The 20,891-nt window shown below is 61.4% G+C and carries 23 protein-coding genes; 9 read left to right on the plus strand and 14 right to left on the minus strand.

Features of this window, described 5'->3' with window-relative positions:
• A partial coding sequence (locus tag AC07R0_RS14590; protein WP_495105360.1) for a contractile injection system protein, VgrG/Pvc8 family occupies window positions 1–515 on the minus strand: 515 nt, incomplete at its 3' end.
• A 253-nt stretch (window positions 516–768) separates the two neighbouring features.
• Here AC07R0_RS14590 and AC07R0_RS14595 point away from each other — a divergent pair.
• Entirely contained in the window at window positions 769–2,199 is a 1,431-nt protein-coding gene (locus AC07R0_RS14595; protein ID WP_495105361.1) for a sensor histidine kinase, read from the plus strand.
• Between the two features lie 20 nt (window positions 2,200–2,219).
• Here AC07R0_RS14595 and AC07R0_RS14600 read toward each other — a convergent pair whose 3' ends face one another.
• Entirely contained in the window at window positions 2,220–2,783 is a 564-nt protein-coding gene (locus tag AC07R0_RS14600) for a cytochrome b (RefSeq protein ID WP_495076912.1), read from the minus strand.
• 183 nt (window positions 2,784–2,966) lie between these two features.
• Window positions 2,967–3,158 (minus strand): hypothetical protein, encoded by a 192-nt coding sequence (locus AC07R0_RS14605; protein ID WP_495105362.1) that lies wholly within the window; start codon window positions 3,156–3,158, stop codon window positions 2,967–2,969.
• Between AC07R0_RS14605 and AC07R0_RS14610 the strand changes: the two genes are divergently transcribed.
• Entirely contained in the window at window positions 3,157–3,846 is a 690-nt protein-coding gene (locus tag AC07R0_RS14610; RefSeq protein WP_495105363.1) for a VIT1/CCC1 transporter family protein, read from the plus strand. The two genes, AC07R0_RS14605 and AC07R0_RS14610, sit on opposite strands and share 2 nt — an antisense overlap.
• 23 nt (window positions 3,847–3,869) lie before the next feature.
• On the opposite strand, the gene AC07R0_RS14615 is transcribed toward AC07R0_RS14610, so the two are convergent.
• From AC07R0_RS14615 to AC07R0_RS14625, 3 genes are all read right to left on the minus strand, one after another.
• Window positions 3,870–4,838, minus strand: coding sequence for a bifunctional helix-turn-helix transcriptional regulator/GNAT family N-acetyltransferase (locus AC07R0_RS14615; RefSeq protein ID WP_495105364.1), 969 nt, complete (start codon window positions 4,836–4,838; stop codon window positions 3,870–3,872).
• A gap of 54 nt (window positions 4,839–4,892) precedes the next feature.
• Window positions 4,893–5,498, minus strand: a complete 606-nt coding sequence (locus AC07R0_RS14620; protein ID WP_495105365.1) for a DUF4337 domain-containing protein — start codon at window positions 5,496–5,498, stop codon at window positions 4,893–4,895.
• Between the two features lie 162 nt (window positions 5,499–5,660).
• A complete protein-coding gene (locus tag AC07R0_RS14625) occupies window positions 5,661–6,143 on the minus strand; it encodes an Lrp/AsnC family transcriptional regulator (protein WP_495105366.1) in 483 nt (160 codons plus the stop codon).
• Between the two features lie 141 nt (window positions 6,144–6,284).
• Between AC07R0_RS14625 and AC07R0_RS14630 the strand changes: the two genes are divergently transcribed.
• A complete protein-coding gene (locus AC07R0_RS14630) occupies window positions 6,285–7,472 on the plus strand; it encodes a pyridoxal phosphate-dependent aminotransferase (protein ID WP_495105367.1) in 1,188 nt (395 codons plus the stop codon).
• Between the two features lie 64 nt (window positions 7,473–7,536).
• Here the strand turns inward: AC07R0_RS14630 and AC07R0_RS14635 are convergent, their stop codons facing one another.
• Window positions 7,537–8,427 (minus strand): LysR family transcriptional regulator, encoded by an 891-nt coding sequence (locus AC07R0_RS14635; RefSeq protein ID WP_495105368.1) that lies wholly within the window; start codon window positions 8,425–8,427, stop codon window positions 7,537–7,539.
• A 109-nt stretch (window positions 8,428–8,536) separates the two neighbouring features.
• Between AC07R0_RS14635 and AC07R0_RS14640 the strand changes: the two genes are divergently transcribed.
• Window positions 8,537–9,136, plus strand: coding sequence for a short chain dehydrogenase (locus AC07R0_RS14640; RefSeq protein ID WP_495099789.1), 600 nt, complete (start codon window positions 8,537–8,539; stop codon window positions 9,134–9,136).
• Between the two features lie 96 nt (window positions 9,137–9,232).
• On the opposite strand, the gene AC07R0_RS14645 is transcribed toward AC07R0_RS14640, so the two are convergent.
• From AC07R0_RS14645 to AC07R0_RS14670, 6 genes are all read right to left on the minus strand, one after another.
• Window positions 9,233–9,517, minus strand: coding sequence for a DUF3297 family protein (locus AC07R0_RS14645; RefSeq protein ID WP_495076920.1), 285 nt, complete (start codon window positions 9,515–9,517; stop codon window positions 9,233–9,235).
• A gap of 58 nt (window positions 9,518–9,575) precedes the next feature.
• Window positions 9,576–10,001, minus strand: a complete 426-nt coding sequence (locus AC07R0_RS14650) for a GNAT family N-acetyltransferase (protein WP_495105369.1) — start codon at window positions 9,999–10,001, stop codon at window positions 9,576–9,578.
• A 213-nt stretch (window positions 10,002–10,214) separates the two neighbouring features.
• Window positions 10,215–12,188, minus strand: a complete 1,974-nt coding sequence (locus tag AC07R0_RS14655; protein ID WP_495105370.1) for a DUF1266 domain-containing protein — start codon at window positions 12,186–12,188, stop codon at window positions 10,215–10,217.
• Between the two features lie 387 nt (window positions 12,189–12,575).
• On the minus strand, window positions 12,576–13,244 hold the full coding sequence (locus AC07R0_RS14660; RefSeq protein WP_495105371.1) for an isochorismatase family protein: 669 nt from the start codon (window positions 13,242–13,244) through the stop codon (window positions 12,576–12,578).
• Window positions 13,245–13,262: 18 nt separating this feature from the next.
• Window positions 13,263–14,426: an ABC transporter substrate-binding protein gene (locus AC07R0_RS14665; RefSeq protein ID WP_495105372.1), complete on the minus strand. Its 1,164-nt coding sequence runs from the start codon at window positions 14,424–14,426 to the stop codon at window positions 13,263–13,265.
• Window positions 14,427–14,514: 88 nt separating this feature from the next.
• Window positions 14,515–15,501 carry a LysR family transcriptional regulator gene (locus tag AC07R0_RS14670; RefSeq protein WP_495105373.1) on the minus strand — a complete coding sequence of 329 codons (987 nt, stop codon included), beginning with the start codon at window positions 15,499–15,501 and terminating at the stop codon, window positions 14,515–14,517.
• Between the two features lie 123 nt (window positions 15,502–15,624).
• Between AC07R0_RS14670 and AC07R0_RS14675 the strand changes: the two genes are divergently transcribed.
• From AC07R0_RS14675 to AC07R0_RS14695, 5 genes are all read left to right on the plus strand, one after another.
• Entirely contained in the window at window positions 15,625–16,476 is an 852-nt protein-coding gene (locus AC07R0_RS14675; RefSeq protein WP_495105374.1) for an aldo/keto reductase, read from the plus strand.
• A gap of 61 nt (window positions 16,477–16,537) precedes the next feature.
• Complete coding sequence (locus AC07R0_RS14680; RefSeq protein WP_495105375.1) at window positions 16,538–17,737, plus strand: aldo/keto reductase; 1,200 nt, start codon at window positions 16,538–16,540, stop codon at window positions 17,735–17,737.
• Window positions 17,738–17,775: 38 nt separating this feature from the next.
• Window positions 17,776–18,831, plus strand: a complete 1,056-nt coding sequence (locus tag AC07R0_RS14685) for an alpha/beta hydrolase (RefSeq protein WP_495105376.1) — start codon at window positions 17,776–17,778, stop codon at window positions 18,829–18,831.
• Window positions 18,828–19,322 (plus strand): cytochrome P460 family protein, encoded by a 495-nt coding sequence (locus tag AC07R0_RS14690; RefSeq protein WP_495105377.1) that lies wholly within the window; start codon window positions 18,828–18,830, stop codon window positions 19,320–19,322. Before AC07R0_RS14685 ends, AC07R0_RS14690 begins: the two co-directional genes overlap by 4 nt.
• A 25-nt stretch (window positions 19,323–19,347) precedes the next feature.
• The gene (locus AC07R0_RS14695; protein WP_495076930.1) at window positions 19,348–20,031 is read left to right on the plus strand and encodes a DUF4405 domain-containing protein; all 684 of its coding nucleotides are present in this window, start codon (window positions 19,348–19,350) and stop codon (window positions 20,029–20,031) included.
• A gap of 477 nt (window positions 20,032–20,508) precedes the next feature.
• Here AC07R0_RS14695 and AC07R0_RS14700 read toward each other — a convergent pair whose 3' ends face one another.
• The gene (locus AC07R0_RS14700) at window positions 20,509–20,826 is read right to left on the minus strand and encodes a hypothetical protein (protein ID WP_495105378.1); all 318 of its coding nucleotides are present in this window, start codon (window positions 20,824–20,826) and stop codon (window positions 20,509–20,511) included.
• Window positions 20,827–20,891 lie beyond the last annotated feature (65 nt).

Consider the following 20,891-nt stretch of genomic DNA (forward strand, 5'->3'; position numbering starts at 1 on the left):
CAGTAGCTGCGCTGGGGGGTGTTGCCCTGGGTGTTGCGCAGGAAGGGGCCAACTTCGTCGCTCCAGCGCCAGGCGGCGACGGCCTGGTAGCTTTGGAAGACGGCGTCCACGATCTGGGTGGTGGACATGTCTTGCCAGACCCGGCTGCTGCGCGACTGGCCCAGCAGCCAGATCCAGGGTGCCACGCGCAGGTGGTAGCGGGCCAGGCCGCCGAAGCTGCCCAGCTGGGCGGCTTGCACCACCAGGCCGGTGAAGGGGGTGCGGCTGCCGTCGGACAGGCTGGTCTGCAGGCTGGCGCGTTGGCCCAGCAGTTGGTCGGTGGCGATGTCGGCCTGGGTGCTCAGGGCGATGATGTCGCGGCTGCCTACGCTGTGCAGCGACTCGCTGGCCGCGAAGGCTTCTACCAGCAGGCTGGGGGTCTTACTGGAGGCGGCTTCTGGCGCGCCCAGTGTCAACTCGTACAGGCGGCTCGTGCTGGTGAATGCTTGGAGCAGGGCGGTCAAATCGGTGGGCATGGGGTGGGCGTGGACCTTGTGGAGGGCCGCAGTTTGCCGCGAAATGCGCCCCTATCCCGTGCGCCTAGGCAATTTACGAAAGCAGCTGTAACCGCTTGTCCTGCAAATGAAGGAGATTTGTGTGCAACGGGCCGCATGCGGGCCGTTTCATACGCGGGTTAAACCACAAGCTGAGCACAGGGTGAACACGTAAGCTTGGCATAGGGCAGCGTCGCTAAGATGCGCAGGTGCCCCACCCGCTAACGCCATCGCCGTGAAAATCTTCCAGCGCGAACAACGCTCGCTTTTCGGCGAAATCCTGGACTGGATGCTCACGCCCTTGCTGTTGCTGTGGCCGGTCAGCCTGGCGCTGACCTGGCTGGTGGCCCAGGGCATTGCCGGCAAACCGTTTGACCGGGCGCTGGAATACAACGTGCAGGCGCTGTCGCAGCTGCTGGTGGTGGCCCAGCCCGACCACGCGCAGTTCAACCTACCGCTGCCGGCACGCGAAATCATGCGCGCCGACGACTCCGACCAGGTCTACTACCAGGTACGTGGCGTGCGTGGCGAACTGCTCAGCGGCGATACCGACCTACCGCTGCCGCCGGCCGATGAAAGGCCCGCTGAAGGCCCGGTGCATCTGCGCGACGACGAGATGCGCGGCCTGGACGTGCGCGTGGCCTATCTGTGGATCAAGCTGGACATTGCCGGTAGCCAGCTGGCCCTGGTGCAAGTGGCCGAAACGCGGGAAAAGCGCTCGGTGCTGGCGGCCGAAATTATCAAGGGCGTGATGCTGCCGCAGTTCGTCATCTTGCCGCTGGCCGTGCTGCTGGTGTGGCTGGCGCTGGCGCGCGGCATCCGCCCGCTAAAGCGCCTGGAGGACCGCATCCGCGCCCGCACCTCGGACGACCTGAGCCCGCTGGACGAAAAGGCCGTGCCACTGGAAGTGGCGCCACTGGTCTCGTCGGTGAACGACCTGCTGACCCGTCTGAAGGACTCCATCGCCACGCAAAAGCGCTTTCTGGCCGACGCCGCCCACCAGCTGAAAACCCCGCTAGCCGGGCTGCGCATGCAGGCCGACCTGGCGCAGCGCGAAGGCACCAGCACGGCCGAGCTGAAACGTTCGCTACAGCAGATCGGCCGCTCCAGCATCCGCGCCACCCACACCGTGAACCAGCTGCTGGCCCTGGCCCGGGCCGAGAACGGCGGCGTCAGCCTGACGCTGCAGGACTGCGACCTGGCCCGGCTGACCATGGAGGTAGTACGTGACTGCGTGCCCCGCGCGCTGGAAAAACGCATCGACCTGGGCTACGACGGCGCCGAAGCCGGTAGCCCCGGCCTGCAGATCCAGGGTAACCCCACGCTGCTGAAAGAGCTGGTGCGCAACCTGGTGGAAAACGCCATCCACTACACCCCGTCCAACGAACCGCACACCGGCATCATCACCGTGCGCGCTCTGGCCAACGCCGGCCAGGGTGCCGAGCTGCAGGTGGAGGACAACGGCCCCGGCATCCCCGCCGCAGAGCGTGCGCTGGTGTTCCAGCCCTTCTACCGCGCGCTAGGCAACGAGGCCGATGGCTCGGGCCTGGGCCTGTCCATCGTGCAGGAGATTGCGCGGCAGCACAACGCCGAGGTGCTGCTGGAAGATGTGCATCCAGATGCCGTGCCGCTAGGGCTGCGGGTGACGGTACGGTTTCAAACCTGAAAACGGGCCCGTACTGCGCATCACTTGCGTCCGGGCAACATCGCCAGCAAAACCCCGTCTTTCAAAAACACGTGGTGAAAGATGGCCGCAGCGGCATGCAGGCCGGCCAGCCACATGATGGCGTCGCCCAGGAACTGGTGCACATCGCCCCAGTCAGCCAGTCCGGCGATGGCGGAGTCGGCAATCCAGGGCATGTGATCGACGCGGATGCCGCCGAGCAGCGTCAGAGGGTGGTTCTCGCTGCCCAGGGCCAGGAGGGCCGTAACTGGCAGTGCCAGCAACAGCACCCACAAGGCAATGTGCCCGAGTTTGCTGGCCAGGTGCATGGCCCCGCTCATCTCGAACTGTGGCGCGGCCGGGCGAAAGGCAACCCACAGCAAGCGCAGCAGGGTGAGCACCAGCACCAGAATGCCCAGGGACTCGTGCCAGACGATATCGATTCGCGTTGCGGGATCGACACCCTGGCGCATCATGCGCCCGAAGCCGCCGGGGCCGAGAATGAACGCGATGGTCACGACGATAGCCGTGAGCCAATGGAAAGCCTGGCTGAGACGGTCGTAGCGAGGTGTGGCTTGTTGGATCATGTTGTTTTCCTCAAAGTGAGACTATGCGTCCAGGGGTAGGTCATAGTATGGGTTTGGATCAAATGTGTGTGAACCATGGATGGCGTTCCATGGCTTCGCCGAAGGTCCGGCCAAGGCGGCGGTGAAGTCCATCCCGGGCATCCCTTGTCAGTTGTACGGAGCCAAGCAGGCATTGGATACCCCTCACATGAAGATAAGCTGAAGAAAGTCGCCGTGGCCGTTTGGATTCAGGCTGCATTCATATTCACCGCTTGTAATCCATTGCCATCGCAAGCCCTGCGCAAAGCCAGCCAAGAAACCTGGTCCTAACCATGCTGCGCACCCGGCGGCCTTTTTTTGTTTGTAATGCTCCTCTTTCCACCCAAGGAATTTCATGCGGCATATTGAACGACACAGAACCCAGCACATTGGCTGGCTGCGGGCATCCGTGCTGGGTGCCAACGACGGCATCGTCTCCACCGCCAGCCTGATCGTCGGCATCGCCGCGGCGCAATCCAGCATTGGCAACATTCTGATGACCGGTGTGGCTGGCCTGGTCGCCGGAGCCATGTCCATGGCAGCAGGAGAGTATGTGTCGGTGCACTCCCAGGCAGATACCGAGCGGGCCGACCTGGCGCGGGAACGCGCTGAACTGGAAGCCGACCCTGTGGCCGAGCGGCGCGAGCTGACGGCCATCTACACCAGCCGAGGGTTGACACCCGAGCTGGCCCGCGAAGTTGCAGAGCAACTCATGGTGCACGATGCCATCGGCGCCCATGCGCGCGACGAACTTGGCATTTCGGAAATAGCCACGGCGCGGCCTCTGCTAGCGGCCTGGGCATCGGCGGGCAGCTTTGCCGTCGGCGCGGTACTGCCTCTGGCCGTCGCAGCACTGGCGCCTGCACAGGGGCTGACGTTATGGATCGCAGGCATGTCGCTGCTCTTCCTGGCCGTGCTCGGAGCGGTGGCGGCCCGCGTGGGCGGGGCCCATCCCTGGCTGGGCGCATGGCGTGTCACTTTTTGGGGTGCGCTGGCCATGGCGGTGACGGCCGGGGTGGGTAGCCTGTTTGGTGCGGCGGTGTAGCGCCTACCAAAACCAGCAGCGCTTTAAGTAGCTGGCAGGGTGCGCACGAAGCGCTGCTCCACCACCGGCGTGCCCCATTGCTGCCCGGACCATTGCTCGGCCAATGCAAAACCAAAGGTCTCGTACAGCTTGCGCGCAGCGTCCAGCCCCTGGAAGGTCCATAAATGGGTTTCGGTAAAAGCCTGGCGGTCACAGAAGGCCATGGCTTCGGCCAGCAGTTGCCGGCCCGCGCCCAGGCCGCGTAAGCCGTCGTCGACGATGAACCAGCGCAAATGCGCCTTGTTCGACCCCAGGTCTTCACCATCCACCGCTACCGAACCCACGATGCGCCCCGCCTGCAAGGCCAACCACAGGCCGTTGCGCGGCTGCTCCAGGCGGGCACTGAACTCGGCCAGGCCACTGGCCACCCGGGCTTCGAAATAGGCGCCAAAACCCACGCTGCGGCTGTAATAGCGGGCGTGCATTTCCGTGATACGGCCTATCGCGCCGGGCTGGTAGCCCTGCACGATCTGCAAAGCCGAACCCGCTACCACCGGTATGCCCGTGCGCCGCGCCTGCAAGGCCTGGGCATAGGCCGCCAGGCCCTCGGCCACCGCCTGCTGCTGGGCTTCGGTGAGTTGCGCCAGCGCGCCCAAGACCTGCTTGCGGCCGTAGGCATGGATGGACTTGAGGCTGCGTTTGCCCTGTGCCGTCAGCGCCAGGTATTTCACCCGGCCATCGTCACCGCTGGCGGACTCCTGCAGCTCGCCCGCATCCACCAGCTTGCGCACCATGCGGCTGACGCTGGACTTCTCCAGACCCAGCACCTCGCCCAGCTGCACCGCCGTCAGCGTGCGCTGGGCACCAATCTCCAAAATAGCGTGCACTGCCGACGGTGGGTAATCCGTGGCCGCCAGAGTGGACTGCATGAAGCCGAGTTCGCGCACCATCAGGCGCGCAGCGCTGCGGATATGGTCAACGAGAGAAGCGGGGGTGCTGGATGTGGCGGGCATGGCTCAAGTTCGCTATTTCAATATAGTTGCATCATACAACCACATTAAAGCCACTCAACTTAGCAGCTTGATCAGCGCGTCCGGGTGGATACCCAACCCCACCAGGCCCGACACGCCCATCAACACACCGAACCCCGCCGGCACCAGGCTGAGCAAATACAGGCTGCTGAGCTGCGTGAGCGAGGCCACGGCCAGCATGGAGATGGCGATGGCAATCAGCGCGTCACACAGGTCGAACTGGTCGTCGCGGAAATTCAGCGCGTCGTAGCTCTTCTGGTCTTGCTCGGCCTGGGTTTTGAGCTCGTCCTTCTTCTGGTTTTCTTTCTGCGCCAGCGCCGCATAGGCGCTGATCTGCTGCTGGTAGGCGGCCTGCTGGGCAGGCGCGGTCACGGCCATGGCCTGCAGGCGCAGCTGGGCCAGCGTGGCGTTGGCAATCTCTTCGCGCATATTGCGCGCCTGGTAGAACTGCCAGTGGTCCAGCTTGTCGGCCTGGGCCTGCTGCATGCCCTGCACGATGTTGTCGTCCTTGACCTTGCAGATGCCTAAAAAGGTGGCCAGCAGCGCCACGGTGATAGCCACCGCCGGGTTCAGCCAGCGGCGCTTGGTAGGCCTTCTGGCGGGTTTGGCGTGGTCAACGATGTCTAGCGGGTCCAGTTCCATGGCGATACTCCTGTAGCGTGCCCGCCACCGAAGGGTGGCCAGGCGATACAGGCTTGTAACAGCTAAGCCCTTCGGTTTCTTAGCGCAGGCTTAAAGCTCCAGCCCCACGGCAAACGCCAGCGGCATAGCCCGCGCCAGCCAGTGATTTTTCTTACAGTGGCATCAGCCCGCTGATGCATTCGAGGGCACGGGAATACGGTGCGTGGACTTTATTTTCTGCAGGGAAATATTGGTCTGCACCGTCGCAATTCCTGTCAGTTTGCGCAGGACGCTGTCCACAAAGTTGCGGTAGTCATCCAGGTCCACGGCGATAACCTGCAGCAAATAGTCGGCCTCGCCCGTGATGCGGTGGCACAGCAAAACATGCGGACTGTTTTGTATGACCTCTTCAAACAGCCCGAACGCATTGGCGGTATGGCTCTCGAAACGGACCAGCACAAAAGCGTGGATCTTCCAGCCCAGCTTGTCCAGGTTCAGATTGGCCTGGTAGTCCTCGATATAGCCACTGCTCTCCAGCTGCCGCACGCGGCGCCAACACGGCGTCTCGCTCAGGTGCATCTGCTCTGAAAGCTTGGCATTGGATAAACGCCCGTCTTCTTGCAGGGCTTTCAAAATAGCCAAATCAACTTCATCAATACCACTCATGGGTGGAGTCTTTCTATTTCAATGTGGTTATTGGTGGTTTCCACCAAAATCTTAGGGCTGACAGGCCCCTAAAAGCAAGCACATTTCAGCGCGGCGCAAGCACAATTTGGCGGCTTTTCACCCTTGCCCCACCACCCCACCATGCTCCAACACCAACCCCTGGCCCGCCACAATGTCCAGCACATCCAGGCCTCTCGTATCCGCGCTGTGGCCGACGCAGCCGCACACCGCACGGACCTGTTGCCCTTCTGGTTTGGCGAACCCGACCAGGTCACCGCCCCCTTCATCCGCGATGCGGCCAAGGCCGCGCTGGATGGCGGCGATACCTTCTACACACCCAACCTGGGCATTCCCGCGCTGCGCCAGGCCATCGCGGACTACCTGACCCGGCGCCACACGCCGATTGGGGCCGAACGCATCGCCATCACCTCCGGTGGCATTTCCTCGCTGATGCTGGCCGCACAGCTGGTCATTGAAGCTGGCGACCGCGTGGTGGCCGTCACCCCGCTGTGGCCCAACCTGGTGGAAATCCCCCGCGTGCTGGGCGCGCAGGTGGACACGGTGGCGCTGCACCTGGACGCGCAGCACGGGTGGACGCTGGACCTGGACGCGCTGCTCACGGCACTGACGCCGGGCACGCGCGCCGTGCTGGTCAACTCGCCCAACAACCCCACCGGCTGGGTTATGCCGCCCGACCAGCAGGACGCGCTGCTGGCGCACTGCCGCCAGCATGGCATCTGGCTGATTGCCGACGACGTGTATGAACGCCTGGTGTTCGACCGCAGCGCCGACACACCGCCCCAGGCACACAGCTGGCTGGCCCGCTGCACGCCAGACGACAGGCTGATCTCCGTACACAGCTTCTCCAAGTCCTGGCAAATGACCGGCTGGCGCCTGGGCTGGATGGTGGTGCCGGAACGCCTGAGCGCCGACCTGGCCAAGCTCATCGAGTTCAACACCTGCTGCGCCCCCGGCTTTGTGCAGCGGGCGGCTGTCACCGCCATAAGCGACGGCGAGCCGCTGGTGGAGCAGTTTGTGCAACGCCTAGCCACCGCCCGCGACTACCTGCATAGCGCGCTGTCCACCATGGACGGGCTGACAGTGTCCAAACCCCAGGGCGCCATGTATCTGTTCTTTCACATGGACGCCGCAGCAGACAGCCTGGCCTTCTGCAAGGACCTGGTGCAGGCCACCGGGCTGGGCCTGGCGCCGGGCCGCGCCTTCGGGCCGGAAGGTGAGTCCTGCCTGCGCTGGTGCTTTGCCAGCAATACGCAGCGCCTGGCAGACGGTGTGCGGCGCTTCCAGCACTTCCTGCACAGTCGGCGTTGAGACACTCCAGACGCTATTGATTCAATAGCTACTTGCGCAGTATCTACCTGCGCTACAGCCCCATTTAGGCCTCAGCCCCCAACGCCTGCAGCATGTGGCTGATGAAGCGGCTGAGCTTGGGCAGCTGGCGCCGGTCCGGCAGGTACACCAGATGCGCCGGCCGGGCTGCGGGCACGCAATCGGGCAGCACGGCCACCAGGCGGCCGCTGGCCAGGTCGTCGGCCAGCAACACCTCGGGCTGCAATACCAGGCCCAGGCCCTGCAGCGCAGCGATACGCAAGCTGTCACCCTGGTTGCAAACAAAGCGCGACTGATCGGGCCAGTCCACGGTTTTGCCGTCCTCGCGCAACAAACAATCGGCACGGCTATGCCATACCGCGTGGCGCAGGCAGGTGTGCTGCACCAAGTCGACGGCACGCTGCGGTCGGCCGTGCCGCTGCAGGTAAGCGGGTGCCGCGGCAATCACCATGCGGTAGGGCTGCAGTGGCCGCGCCACCAGGCCTTCGTCGGCCACCGGGCCGATGCGCACCGCCACGTCGATGCCATCGCCGGCCAGATCGACCAGCCCGTCGCTGAGCTGCAGGTCCACCCGCACTTGCGGGTTGTCCAGTAAAAACCCGGCCACCAGCGGAGCAACCACCTGGTTGCCCAAGGTGGTGGGCGCGCTGACCCGCAGCAGGCCTTGCGGCGCGGCCCGGCTGCGCTCTACCGCCGACTCGGCCCAGCGCACCTGTTCCAGTACGCGTTTGCTGTCCTCGTAGAAGCTGCGGCCCACGTCGGTCAGGCTGTGCTGCCGGGTGCTGCGCTGCAGCAGTCGGGCGCCCAGGTGCGTTTCCAACGACTGGATGTGCTTGCCCACCATCACCGCCGAAATGTCCAGCTGCCGGGCTGCAGCGGCGAAGCTGCCGCCTTCGACCACAGCCACCATAACTTCCATGTTGCGGAATTTATCCATCGCTATTCCAAACCAATGCTTAGTAGATAGCGAAGTATTAACTACTTTATGTAGTCCTGCATTTGCAAAACAATCCAGGCTTCTTAACTTCTAAACCCAGGAACACCCCATGAAAATCCTCTTGATCGGCGCCAACGGCACCGTAGGCCAAGCAGTGAAAGCCAATCTGGCCGCCCGCCACACCATCGTCAGCGTCGGCCGCAACAGCGGCGACTACCAGGCCGATCTGGCCCAGCCCGCCAGCCTGGAGGCCCTGATGGAGCGCGTGGGCAAGGTGGACGCCATCGTCAGCGCCGCCGGTAATGTGCACTTCGGCCCGTTGAGCCAGATGACGGCAGAACAGTTCAACATCGGCCTGCAAGACAAGCTACTGGGCCAGGTGCAGCTGGCCTTGCTGGCCCAACGCTACCTGAACGACGGTGGCTCGGTCACGCTGACCAGCGGCATCCTGTCCACCGAGCCGATCCGCTATGGCGCCAACGCCACGGCGGTCAATGCAGGCATCGAAGGCTTTGTGGCCGCTGCCGCCATTGAGCTGCCACGCGGCCTGCGCATCAACGCCGTCAGCGCCACAGTGCTCACCGAATCCTTGCCCACCTACGGCCCCTATTTCGCGGGCTTCGAATCGGTGCCCGCGGCGCGCGTGGCTATGGCCTACCAGCGCAGCGTGGAAGGCGGGCAAACCGGCCAGGTCTACCGGGTGCTGTGATACCCGCAGTGCGTGTGCAAAGCCAAGGCCCGCTCACAACCTATGCAGAACGTGCCACTAGGCTGTTGGCCGACTGGCCTGCTGGTGGCCGTGGAATCAGCGGTAATAGGCTTCGACCTTGCCCTTGATCTTCATCAGCAGCGGGCGGCCATGGCGGTCGCGCGTCTTGCCGGAGGGCACCTTCACCCAGCCTTCGCTGATGCAGTATTCCTCCACGTCCGAACGCTCCTTGTCGTTCAGGCGGATGCCGATGTCATGCTCGAACACGGCAGCCACGTGGAAAGGGCTGCGTGGGTCGGCAGACAGGTGGTCGGGCAGGGCGGGAGCGGAGCTAGCGGCGTTGGTATCAGCGGTGGCGTTGTTATCGTTGGTATCGGTCATGGCATGGGCTGTGGAAAAAATCAAATGGCCCGCATTGTCCCGGATTTGCTGGCCCCGCCTACTGCGCGAGGATCTGCATCATCCGCTCTGGCTTGGCCAAGGGCTCAAAGCCGAACTGCGCATACAGCCCATGCGCATCGGCCGTGGCCAGCAGAAAGCGGCGCAGGCCCTGCAGTTCCGGGTGGGCCAATATGGTTTGCACCAGCCATTTCGACAGGCCCTGGCCCCGGTGCGCCTCCAGCACATACACATCGGCCAGATAGGCAAAAGTCGTCTTGTCGGTCACCACCCGCGCAAAGCCCACCTGCTCGGCGCCGTGGAACAGCCCAAAGCACAGCGAGTTCGCCGCCGCGCGCTGCACCCGCTCGAACACAATACCCGGCGACCAGTAGCTGCGCGTGAGGTAGGCATGGACGGCCACCATGTCCAGGCTGGCGGGGTCGGTAGCTATGCGGTAGGCACCGCGTTGGACGTTGACGTGCATGTTCTGCGGCTCCGGGTAAACAAGGCTGTGGCGCAGATAGTACCTGCGGGGGTAGCTATGAATTCAGTAGTAATTGGACAGCGATGGCATGCACAGGATCTGTAGTATTTGCGAAATATTTACTATCAAACCGGTACAAGCTGCAATGAAACGTGAAATCCCAAGAGTAAGCGCGTGTTGCATGCACACCGATCCCCTGACCCAATACGTCAATCAAAGCTGGCGTGGTTCGTCATCACCCGGCTCGTCCTGCTCAGGCTCGACAGGTGCACGCAATCTTCTGAAGCGCAGATATGCCAGCAACGCCAGAACAATGCCACCAGTGATGATCATTAAGGACTGCCGGAGTGACTTGATTGGCACAGTTGGTACGGGCTCAGACACATCTTCTGGCCAAGGTGCATGTCCGACCAAAGGCGTTCCAGCCTTTACAGCGCATTGACCGACGTACCACGGATCGTCGTACCAAGTGACGGGTTGAATATGACCCTGCAAGCGCAGGAAATAGGGACGAGCGCGCATTGGGTCATCCGAAATGCAGGCCAACACGCGCGCAGCATTGATGTTGAAAGCGTCTGGAAAGCGCGCTATGACTTCATCGATAGACGGCTTAACCTGCTCCCACGTAAAGCCCGCCTGCGCCAAAAGCAGGGCTTGTTGCAAACCGGCATTGCGTGCGAGGTGGAGTGCAATCTGTGCGCGCCGCTGTTCGCCAGAGAAGGGGCGGCTCAAAACCATGGCCTCTTCGATAAAAGCCTGCGAGACGGCCTGTGTTCCGCCCCAGACCGGATTCAGGGCTAGGGCCGTCTCCGATGCGATCGGGTCGTAATCGGGATGGCGCTTCAACGCGGTCATAGCCTGCTGATAGATCTCCGTCTTTTCACGCCCTTGCAAATTAGCGAGCTTGATACGCAGCACAGCCCAATGTGGCTCCTCGGCAACGACCTTCGGGAAAGCTCGCCCATGCACATCGACCACTTTTTCAGCAAGGCTAAGATCCCTCTGAAATGCCTGCAGCATTTCGATCGACGGTGCGGAGGGGTAGCCATTACCTCGCACGGCCCAAGCGTGAGAGATCCAATATTGCGCACGCGCCATGGCAGCCATATGAGAAGCAGGCCGTTGCTTCACCCAGCCGGCGGTCGTGCGATCCAAAGCAGACCACAGCGGATGATTGACATCGTCCGGAAACACACTTGCGATTCCGGCATATACCTGCGACCGCTTCCAGCGCCCAGCCACATCACGCGCACTGCCGCTTGCCGCTTTTCTCAGCAGTTGCTCTAGCTCAACAACGTTGCCATCGATCAATAGCGCTGCCGCCGTCGCAGCCGGGCCCGCCTGAACGTCTACCGCCCATTGCTCGATGCCCGCTCCCTTAACGTCCACAAGGTTCGGCCCGGGCCGTATCACGTTCGGATCGGGCTGCGCACCGATTGAGTCACCCACTTCCAAATCCGCAGCGCGGATTGGGGTGCGATCCAACCGTTGTCCCCATGGGTGAATCCGCCAGGCACCATCCGGCAGTGTTTTCAGGTCATGAATCGCTTTGATGAAGCCCGACTGCGGATCACCAGCCGTCGCGCCACTCCAGAAGTCACGACCAACCAGGAAGCTGGTGCCATAGGCGTCCCATGAATCAAAACTCGATTGCGCTAACCGCGCTGTTGGCATGACTAATAGCCATGCTTCACTCTGCGTCAGATAGCCAACTTGATAACCCCACCGCACAAGGTTCACATATCGACTGATGTCATAGGCAAGTACACCGGCCGAACCTAAAAGTGTCCCATCGCGTCCGACAACCTCTGCCCTGTGCTCGTTGCGTGGGTCCAGAAATTCTTCATAACGCGCCCTCAACCACGCTCGCCAATCGGCCGGTTCACGCATACGCATCTGCAACTTTTCGTAGGCCGAATGCATGCCGTGATCACGCAAATCTTGCAACCTGAGCAACAGATCCGCCCGGCTACGCACACCCCATGCCGCACGCAGCTTTTCCAGATAGATCGCTCGAACCCGAATGTCCTGCTGATACTCCCCAAAAGCGTAGCCGGACCCACCAATGTCGATCACGAACGGATCAGCGAGCGACAACGCCCAACTGCGGTCACTCGGACCAGTCACGGCCATGCTTTGCGGCAGTTGCTCCCAGCTCGGGACGTTCGCAACAGCAGGCAAGGTCATGATCGCGAACAGGTACGCTAAAAATACACAGCGAACACGTCCCGCTCTACAAGTTGCGTCGATCAAAATACTCTCTAATTCGTTCGTATTACGTCCCCGGCGCGCCTACGCTTCAACGACGGCCGACAGATGATTCGCCCTTGCCAGGGTGATCCAGCTACCACCGCAACATTTCAGTGGCACCTTTGGAGCAATCTATGTCCAACGGAAGGCCGGGCCGAAAGCATACTCGCAAGAATATGCAGTCCATTTTCTTGTTCTTGAGAGCTACAGGACTTTTGGCGGCTTCGAATGCAGCCTTGTCTTAGCTTTTGTATCAAACAGAATCAGGGCTGCAGCGCAGATATCACCTGCGCCAACTACTATGAATTAAGTAGCAAAACAAAACTACGCCCCGCCCGCAGGAAACAACGCAGCCCCTACCCGGGCCAGCGTACTGGTGGAGCCGCACATCTGCGCCACGTATTGCAGGGCCATGCGGTGCTCGGCTTCGCTGTAGTCGCCCAGGGCGTCGGCCACCATGGTCATCTGGAAGTTGCGCATATAGCCGTCTATGCAAGACACCATCACGCCGTGATGGGCAAACACGCCGCAGACGACCACCTGGTCGCGGTTCATCTTGCGCAGCAGCGGCTCCAGCTCGGTCTGGAAGAAGGCGCTGTGGCGCGGCTTGTGGACCACATATTCGTCCTCGCGCGGCGCCAGGCTGCTGGCAATTTCGCAATCTTGCGGCCGCACATGGGCGGCGTTCAGGCCGTCGCCCCAGACCGCCAGGCCCAGGCCGCGCTCGAAGCGCGAGGGCGCGCGTTCGCCGCGGCAGAACACCACCGGCAGCCGGGCCTGGCGAAAGCCGCCCAGCAGCGCCGCCACATTGCCCAGCAACGGCGCCGGGTCCACGAACAGATCGACCCAGTAGTTCTGCATGTCGTGCACCAGCAGCACGGTGCGCTCCGGGTCCAGCTTCCAGTGGATCTTGTTGTAGGCCTGGCATTCCTCGCCGGGCAGCGCATAGGGTGCAATCGGGTTGCGGGCCAGGGTTCTTTGGGTATCGATCATGGGGCTGGGTCCTGCGGTTTATTTCTTAGCCGCGCCCAGGGCTGGCACGGTGGCAATGACGACCTGCTTGCCGTTCTTCACCTCGACCATGAAGCTGTCGCGGTCCAGGTCGCCCTTGTCGTCAAACGCCAGGTCCATCAACACACCGGGCTGCTGGGCCGCCGTGATCTTCATGCCGTGCAGGGCAGCAGCCACGGCCTGGCGGTCCAGCTTGCCGACCCTCTCGATCGCGGTTTTCAGCACGTACATACCGGAATAACCTTTCATGCCGTTGTGGTCCGATACGTATTTGTATTCGCGCTCGAACTTGACACGAAAAGCCTGGACGGCCGGCAGCGGCGCGTCCACCGTCAGGTTGACGTGGGCGATGGCACCGTTGGCGGCATCGCCCGCTAGCTCGAGCACTTTCTGGGCGGTGAGGGTGCCTTCACCCACAATGGGTTTGCTCCAGCCCTGCTTGCGCAACTCGCGCAGGGCACGGGCCGATTCTTCATCGTAGGTGTAGACAAACACCGCGTCGGCATTGCTCTGCTTGGCGCGCAGCACGGCGGCCGAGAAATCGAGCTGACCGCCTTCGGTGGAGATCTCGGCCACGATTTTGGTGGGGGATTTCTCCAGCGCCTTCTTCAGCATATCCAGCCCGCCTTTGCCGAAGTCGTTGTTCACGTAGATGATGGCCAGGGTCTTCAGCTGGGCTTGCTCGCTGATGTAGTGCGCCACCTGGGGCATGGCGGTGGCCTGGGTGGCCGTGGTGCGGAAGATGTAGGGGTTGCCCTGGGCGGTGATGCTGGCCGCCTCACCACCGGTGAAATTGGGAATGCCGGCACGGCGGCTCTCGGCCATGCTGACCATGATGGAGCCCGAGAACACTGGGCCGAAGATGGCGAACACATCGTTGTCCACCGCCTTCTGCGTCAGGCCCTTGGCCACGCCGGGATTGCTCTGGGTGTCGGCATTGGTGGTCTGCACCTTCTTGCCCAGAATGCCGCCGGCGGCGTTGATCTCTTTCACCGCCAGCTCCACGCCGTTCCTGAAGTTGGTGCCCGCAGTGGCGCCTGAGCCGGACAGCTCAAGGATGTTGGCGATCTGGATGCTCTCCTGCGCGTAGCTGGCGCTGCCCGCCAGCAATGCACTGGCAGCGATGAGCGAAAGGGCGAATGGAAATGCCCGGTGAAATGGCATGCGTGTCTCCAATAACGTATGGGGTCGTGCGGGCCGCGCAAATCCGACCGGCGGAGGGGATTGTGCTTGCGAAGCAAAGGCAACCGTACTAGCCGCTCTGGCTCTTCAAGGTGCGCAACAGGCTGGGCAGCTGGCTCTTGGCACGCACAAGCTCCTTGTTTGAAAGCACAAATTGCGGACAGTCCGTGAGACGCTCCACAACAAGGTCAACGAATGCCCGGGCGCGCGCTGGTTGTGACTGCCGGCTGCCAAAGTACACGAAGTAGCTCGCAAAGTCCGACATATGGTTCAAAAGAATCGGTACCAACTTGCCGCTGCGTATGTAGGGAGCTGCGGTGACACCTGCCAACTGCCCCAGCACTTTGCCGGACAAGACCGCGTGCAGCTCCAGGGTTTCATCGTTGCTGATGATGGCGGGCACCACGGGTTGTTCGAGCAATTGCCCGTCCAGCTTCAAATGCCAGGGTGCGAGTCTTCCGGTGCCGGGGTGCCGAAACACGCTGCAGCGGTGCGCTGACAAAGCGGCCAAAGAGTCTGGCACCCCGTGGCGCTCGAAATACGCAGGCGCGCCACACACCAGCAACTGCAGCGGAAACAACTTGCAGGCAATCACGCCCTCATGGGGTGACGCGCCCAGGTGAAAGCCCACATCGACCCTATCCTCCACCCAATTGCCCACACGATCTTCCAGCAGCACATCGGGCTGGATACCGGGATAACGTTCACAGAACTCTTCTATGACGGGCCAGAGAATGGGCTGGAAGGTCGTGCGGGGGCCGGTAATGCGCAGTGGCCCCGCGATTTCGTCCTTGGTGGCCTGGGCCCGTTTCAGGGCGCGCTGCACCCCCAGCAGCGCAGGCTGAACATCTTCCAGAAGCCGCTGCCCGGCATCGGTCAGGGACATGACCCGCGTGGTGCGATGAAACAGCCGCGCCTGCAGATGCTTCTCCAGTTGGGCCAAGGCCTTGCTTGCTGCCTGCGGGCTGACGTCCAGCGCCTGTGCGGCTTTGCGCAGGCTGCCCAGCTCGGCCGCCTTGATAAATGTGGACACGGAACGCAGTTCATTGATGGCCATGGAGCGTGATCCTTTTGCTGCCAATTATCCCTTTTTGAATGCCAATCAAACAATTGATTTGCATCTATTCAGATGCGAGTTGCCTGCTTAAAGTCTGCTCCATTCGAACTGCACAGGACCACCATGGAAACAGTAACTTTGAACAACGGCGTGAAGATGCCGATTCTGGGATTTGGCGTCTTCCAGATACCGGATGCACAGGAATGCGCACGCTGTGTGATGGACGCCATCCAGACGGGTTATCGGCTCATCGACACGGCCGCCTCGTACACCAACGAAGCAGCAGTTGGTCAAGGCATCCGCCAAAGTGGCATTGCCCGCCAGGACCTGTTCATCACGACCAAGCTGTGGGTGCAAGACACAGGCTACGAGCGCACCCGGCAGGCCATCGACAAGTCGCTGACCCGCCTGCAGCTGGACTACCTGGACCTGTACCTGATCCACCAGCCCTTTGGGGATGTACATGGCTCCTGGCGTGCCATGCAAGACGCGTATCGAGAAGGCAAGCTGCGCGCCATTGGCGTGAGCAACTTCCATACAGACCGGCTGATGGACATCAAGGCCTTCAATGAGATTGCCCCTGCCGTCAACCAGGTGGAGGTCAACCCCTTTCAGCAGCAGCTGGACAGCGCGGCTTTCATGCAGGAAGAAGGCGTACAGGCGCAGGCCTGGGCCCCGTTCGCCGAAGGCCGCAACAACCTGTTCCACAACGAAGTGCTGACGGCCATCGGCGCCCGTTACGGCAAATCCGTGGGACAAGTGATCTTGCGCTGGCTGGTACAGCGCGGCATAGCGGCGCTGGCCAAGTCCGTGCGCAAAGAGCGCATGGCGGAAAACCTTGCCGTGTTCGACTTTCAGCTGAACGAGGCGGACATGGCGCGCATCGCGGCACTGGACACCAATACCAGCAGCTTCTTTTCGCACCGCGATCCGGCCATGGTGCGCTGGATGGCAGGGCGGCGGCTCGACATCTGATTGCACGCCATTTCCATCGCCCCCATGCCTCCACGTGCGTCTTCAAGATAGGAGTTTCACCATGCCCACACGCCACAAGAACACCCCCTGCGCCACAGAACCCCATGGCATGGCGCGCCGCCAATGGCTGGCCACGGCCGCCAGCCTGGGCATAGCGCCATGGCTGCTCTCTGCCTGTGCCAGTACGGCCAACACACCTACGGTCGCTCAAGCCACCACTACGCTTCGGCGCAAACTGGGAGCAGTGGAAGTATTTCCGGTTGGGCTGGGTTGCCAATGGCGGCCGGGGGCCACGCCTGGCGTGGTCGCCGACTCTTACAGCAGCACATTTGACCGGCCTCAAGCGATCCGTCTGGTTCGGCGGGCCGTGGACCAGGGGGTCACGCTGATCGATACGGCCGAGGCATACGGGCCATTCCTCTCCGAAGACATCGTGGGCGAGGCGCTGCAGGGGATACGTGACAAGATCGTCCTGGAGACCAAGTTTGGTTTTGATATTGATCCGTCAACCGGCCAACGCAGTGGTGGCCTCAACAGCCGCCCCGAACACATCAAGCGCGTGGTGGAAGCCCAGCTGCGGCGCCTCAGGACCGACCGCATCGACATCCTGATCCAGCACCGGGTAGACCCAGCGGTCCCGATTGAAGATGTAGCCGGCGCAGTGAAAGACTTGATCGCCGAAGGCAAAGTGCTGCACTTCGGTTTGTCCGAACCCGGCGTGCAAACCATCCGCCGAGCGCACGCTGTGCAGCCCCTCACCGTGATCCAGAATGAATACTCCATGGTGTGGCGCGGACCGGAAGCCCAGGTGCTTCCGATATGCGAGGAACTGGGGATTGGTTTCGTATGCTGGAGCCCCTTGGGCATGGGTTTCTTGACCGGGTCGGTCACGGCCGACACGCGCTTTGCATCCGCTCCGGTGATGGACTTCCGTGCGGTGGTGCCGCGATTCGCCCCCGACACCTTGCCGGCCAATATGGCCTTGGTCAGAGTCGTGCAAACCTGGGCGCAACGCAAAAGTGCCACGCCAGCCCAATTGGCCCTGGCCTGGTTGCTGGCGCAAAAACCATGGATCGTGCCCATTCCAGGCACCACCAAATTGGCGCACATGGAAGAAAACCTGGGCGCGACGGCGATCTCCTTTACGTCAGCGGAACTGCAACAGCTCAATGCAGAGGTGGCCGCCATCCACATCCAGGGTGAGCGCCTGCCCGCAAGAGTCATGCAGATTTCAGGGGTAGAGGCACCTCCCAAGCGCTGAAACGCTGGCTACCGGATACCGCAATGGCTGAGCACTCCATGAAGCGCACGCATTGGTTGCACCAGGCCCGGAAGCTGGCCGGCGGCGTGCTGCCCGTGCTCATGGCCATGCCTTGCAGTGACGCCAGTGAAGTGAGTGCAGCTTCCGCAGACACGGCGGCCGTCTATGCCAGGCAGCAAAGTGGTGCGACGCTGCGGCACCCCCACCTGCGCGCGGACGATAGGCTCGGCGTCCTGCTGAACCATCCTGCATTCAGGGGCTTCAGCCAGCGCATATTGCCGTGGGATGGGCGGACCTATGACGAGTCCATGCCGCTGTCTGACATAGGGAAACTCTTGCCCTATCACAGCCATGTAAGCCCTGCCGTCGTGGTCGGCGCACTGAACCGCATGGTGGACGACGCCAACACTGGCCGCACCGTCTTCTATGACTTTCGTAGCGCAGTCGAGAAACACATCGACCCGGCTTTGGAGCACACCGGCCTGTTCTTCTTTCGGGGTAAGCCCGGCGCCCCCTTCGCAGTCATTGCGCCCGGCGGCGGATTTGCTTATGTGGGCTCCGTGCACGAAGGATTTCCATACGCGGAGGAAATCAGCAAACAGGGGCTCAATGCCTTCGTCCTGAAATACCGAGCGGGCCAAGGTGGGCGCGTGGCTACAGAGGACTTGGCCGCAGCAGTGGCATACATCTTCCACAACGCCAGCGCGCTGCAGGTCAGTACGGCAGGCTATTCCTTATGGGGCAGCTCCGCGGGCGCACGTATGGCTGCAGCCATCAGCTCACACGGCATTGCAGCGTTTGGCGGACAGCCGGTACCAAAGCCTTCCGTGGTGGTTATGGCTTACACCGGCCATTCGGAGGTCACCGCATCCGAGCCACCCACTTTCGCAGTTGTGGGCAATCTGGATGGCATTGCCCCGCCCGCTGCGATGGAAGCGCGGGTGGCTGCACTACGACGCAACGGCACACCCGTCGAATACCGCAAATACCCGAACCTGGGCCATGGATTCGGCACAGGCCAAGGCACCAGCGCCCAGGGCTGGATTGGCGAAGCCATTCAGTTCTGGCAGAAAGAAACCAGGGAACAACCATGAACCTATCCAGGCAAAAAATCGCCCGCATCAGCGCGCTGGTCACGTTGATAGGCTGTGCGCTATTCACGCTTGCCCTGCAGGCGCGAGCGGAAGCCAATCGGGTCACATTCCCCAAGCTCGATGGGCTGGTGCACTACACCACGGTCCGGCGCGGCAACGTGACCGAGCACATCTCCACCACGCGCGAGGCCATTGCGGCGATCCAGAAGGGGCAACCCGTACCGAATGGCACGCACTTCGTACTGGCAGACTACCGGGACGAGAAGATCTACCGCTACTTCGTCATGGAGAAGGGCCCAGCCTGGGGCGTGGACTTCGAGGAGCGCCGCCGCACCGGCGATTGGCAGTTCCAGTGGTACTGGCCCGACCAGAAGGTCAACCTGCAGGAAAACACCGCACGCTGCATGTCCTGCCACACATCACAGAAGGGCCAGGATTACCTGTACACGGCCAACCGCCTGTCGGACTTTCGCGGCAAGCCTGTGGAATAGCCGATATTACAAATGGAGCCGCGCATTGAAGCCTGCTTTCCTGTTCAGACTGGTGTTGGACTTGATTGCCGCCGGGCTGCTGCTGTTCGCTTTTGCATACTTCTGGCAAGGCAATACGGCACATGAACTGGCAGGCATCAGCATGTTTCTGCTGATCGCCGTCCACAACATATTGCATCGGCGGTGGTTTGCCACACTGCCAAAACGAGCGCAAGAGCGACGCGAGAAATTCAACCTTACCCTCACCTTCGTACTCATGGCTGGCATGCTGGCGCTGCTGGCCACGAGCCTGGTGATTTCGGAAACACTGTTTGCTGATCTACGCCTGGCAGACGATTTCACGGCGCGGCAAATCCATGCCGGCATCGCCTATTGGTTGCTGATCATCGTGGCAATCCACCTGGGGCTACGCTGGCCCATGCTGATGGCGGTCACCAGCAAGCTCCTGGGCATCAAACGGCCCAACATGCTCCGCACGGCTTGCCTGCGCTTGATCGCCATCTGCATTGCAGTTCAGGGCACATGCAGCGTGACGGCTTTGAACCTGCGCTCCCGACTGCTATTTCAGATGACGCTGGACTGGTGGAACTTCGATGAATCGGTCGCAGGCTTCTTTGGTCATTGTGCGGCCATCGCTGGCCTATGCATATTTCTTACCTATTACTTGGTGCAATGGCAGCAACGCTATAGGTGTACGGCAGCTGTGTGATGCGTATCGACATGGCAATCAATGAGGTGCCCAGCCTTGAGGCGGTGGCATCAACTCTTGGTTTCATTTGGTGTGTGCAGCGTCCACACTTCCATCTTCAATGTCTGCTTTGGAGAGGAGTGAACGTCGCATTCGGGCCCACAAGAGACATTGCTGCAGCACGGAAGCGGACGTTCAGGAAGTTGCCTATTTCACTGGAAATCCGCATTTTGTGCACACTACGGGGAACTTCGTAGGAACCATAAGGCCAGAAATTTTTCTATACAGCAGAGGTTCACGGCAAGCTGAGCATTTGAGCGTATTACCCCAAATGCCGAAGAAGAAAGGCAGACAAAATGCAGGGATAGCCCATAAAGGCTCGTTTTTAAATAGAGCCAGGCCAATTAAAGCTACAGCGCTAAGAACAAGAAAGCCCAGCAGGAGCGAATATTTCGATTTGGTTGACATCGTTTGAACTTCGTTTCTGGCCGATTCCGCCTAGCGCATTCGCAAACCGAACCATTCGAAAGCGTGCTGCAGGATAAAAAAATACTGCCAAAGCATCAGAACAAAAACCACAAGCAATGCAATAGCTAAGACAAGGAGTACGACACGCGCGAAAGCCGGCATACGATTCCAAGTGGGCCAACTCAAAATGTTGGTTCCCACTGCTTCCAGCAAGAAGACAGTGCCCAGAGCCAAAGGAATCCGAATCATCCAGCCGACAAGTCTTGGGGCAAAAGCCTCAGCATGCTCGCCAGCGAATACGGACAATCCCGCGGCTATGACAACATATACAGCAAGAAACGCTGTCACTATGGTTATCCGACGACGAGTTCGTTGTGCGAAGAGCATTTTTGCCTACTGGGAGAAGTGGCCGA

The sequence above is a fragment of the Rhodoferax sp. GW821-FHT07F03 genome, assembly GCF_059418745.1.

What these genes read in the sequence shown, in the direction of transcription:
- AC07R0_RS14600 (WP_495076912.1), bottom strand. Translation starts at nt 2,783, where the DNA reads ATGATCCAACAAGCCACACCTCGCTACGACCGTCTCAGCCAGGCTTTC.
- AC07R0_RS14610 (WP_495105363.1), top strand. Translation starts at nt 3,157, where the DNA reads ATGCGGCATATTGAACGACACAGAACCCAGCACATTGGCTGGCTGCGG.
- AC07R0_RS14605 (WP_495105362.1), bottom strand. Translation starts at nt 3,158, where the DNA reads ATGAAATTCCTTGGGTGGAAAGAGGAGCATTACAAACAAAAAAAGGCC.
- AC07R0_RS14615 (WP_495105364.1), bottom strand. Translation starts at nt 4,838, where the DNA reads ATGCCCGCCACATCCAGCACCCCCGCTTCTCTCGTTGACCATATCCGC.
- AC07R0_RS14620 (WP_495105365.1), bottom strand. Translation starts at nt 5,498, where the DNA reads ATGGAACTGGACCCGCTAGACATCGTTGACCACGCCAAACCCGCCAGA.
- AC07R0_RS14625 (WP_495105366.1), bottom strand. Translation starts at nt 6,143, where the DNA reads ATGAGTGGTATTGATGAAGTTGATTTGGCTATTTTGAAAGCCCTGCAA.
- AC07R0_RS14630 (WP_495105367.1), top strand. Translation starts at nt 6,285, where the DNA reads ATGCTCCAACACCAACCCCTGGCCCGCCACAATGTCCAGCACATCCAG.
- AC07R0_RS14635 (WP_495105368.1), bottom strand. Translation starts at nt 8,427, where the DNA reads ATGGATAAATTCCGCAACATGGAAGTTATGGTGGCTGTGGTCGAAGGC.
- AC07R0_RS14640 (WP_495099789.1), top strand. Translation starts at nt 8,537, where the DNA reads ATGAAAATCCTCTTGATCGGCGCCAACGGCACCGTAGGCCAAGCAGTG.
- AC07R0_RS14645 (WP_495076920.1), bottom strand. Translation starts at nt 9,517, where the DNA reads ATGACCGATACCAACGATAACAACGCCACCGCTGATACCAACGCCGCT.
- AC07R0_RS14650 (WP_495105369.1), bottom strand. Translation starts at nt 10,001, where the DNA reads ATGCACGTCAACGTCCAACGCGGTGCCTACCGCATAGCTACCGACCCC.
- AC07R0_RS14655 (WP_495105370.1), bottom strand. Translation starts at nt 12,188, where the DNA reads ATGACCTTGCCTGCTGTTGCGAACGTCCCGAGCTGGGAGCAACTGCCG.
- AC07R0_RS14660 (WP_495105371.1), bottom strand. Translation starts at nt 13,244, where the DNA reads ATGATCGATACCCAAAGAACCCTGGCCCGCAACCCGATTGCACCCTAT.
- AC07R0_RS14665 (WP_495105372.1), bottom strand. Translation starts at nt 14,426, where the DNA reads ATGCCATTTCACCGGGCATTTCCATTCGCCCTTTCGCTCATCGCTGCC.
- AC07R0_RS14670 (WP_495105373.1), bottom strand. Translation starts at nt 15,501, where the DNA reads ATGGCCATCAATGAACTGCGTTCCGTGTCCACATTTATCAAGGCGGCC.
- AC07R0_RS14675 (WP_495105374.1), top strand. Translation starts at nt 15,625, where the DNA reads ATGGAAACAGTAACTTTGAACAACGGCGTGAAGATGCCGATTCTGGGA.
- AC07R0_RS14680 (WP_495105375.1), top strand. Translation starts at nt 16,538, where the DNA reads ATGCCCACACGCCACAAGAACACCCCCTGCGCCACAGAACCCCATGGC.
- AC07R0_RS14685 (WP_495105376.1), top strand. Translation starts at nt 17,776, where the DNA reads ATGAAGCGCACGCATTGGTTGCACCAGGCCCGGAAGCTGGCCGGCGGC.
- AC07R0_RS14690 (WP_495105377.1), top strand. Translation starts at nt 18,828, where the DNA reads ATGAACCTATCCAGGCAAAAAATCGCCCGCATCAGCGCGCTGGTCACG.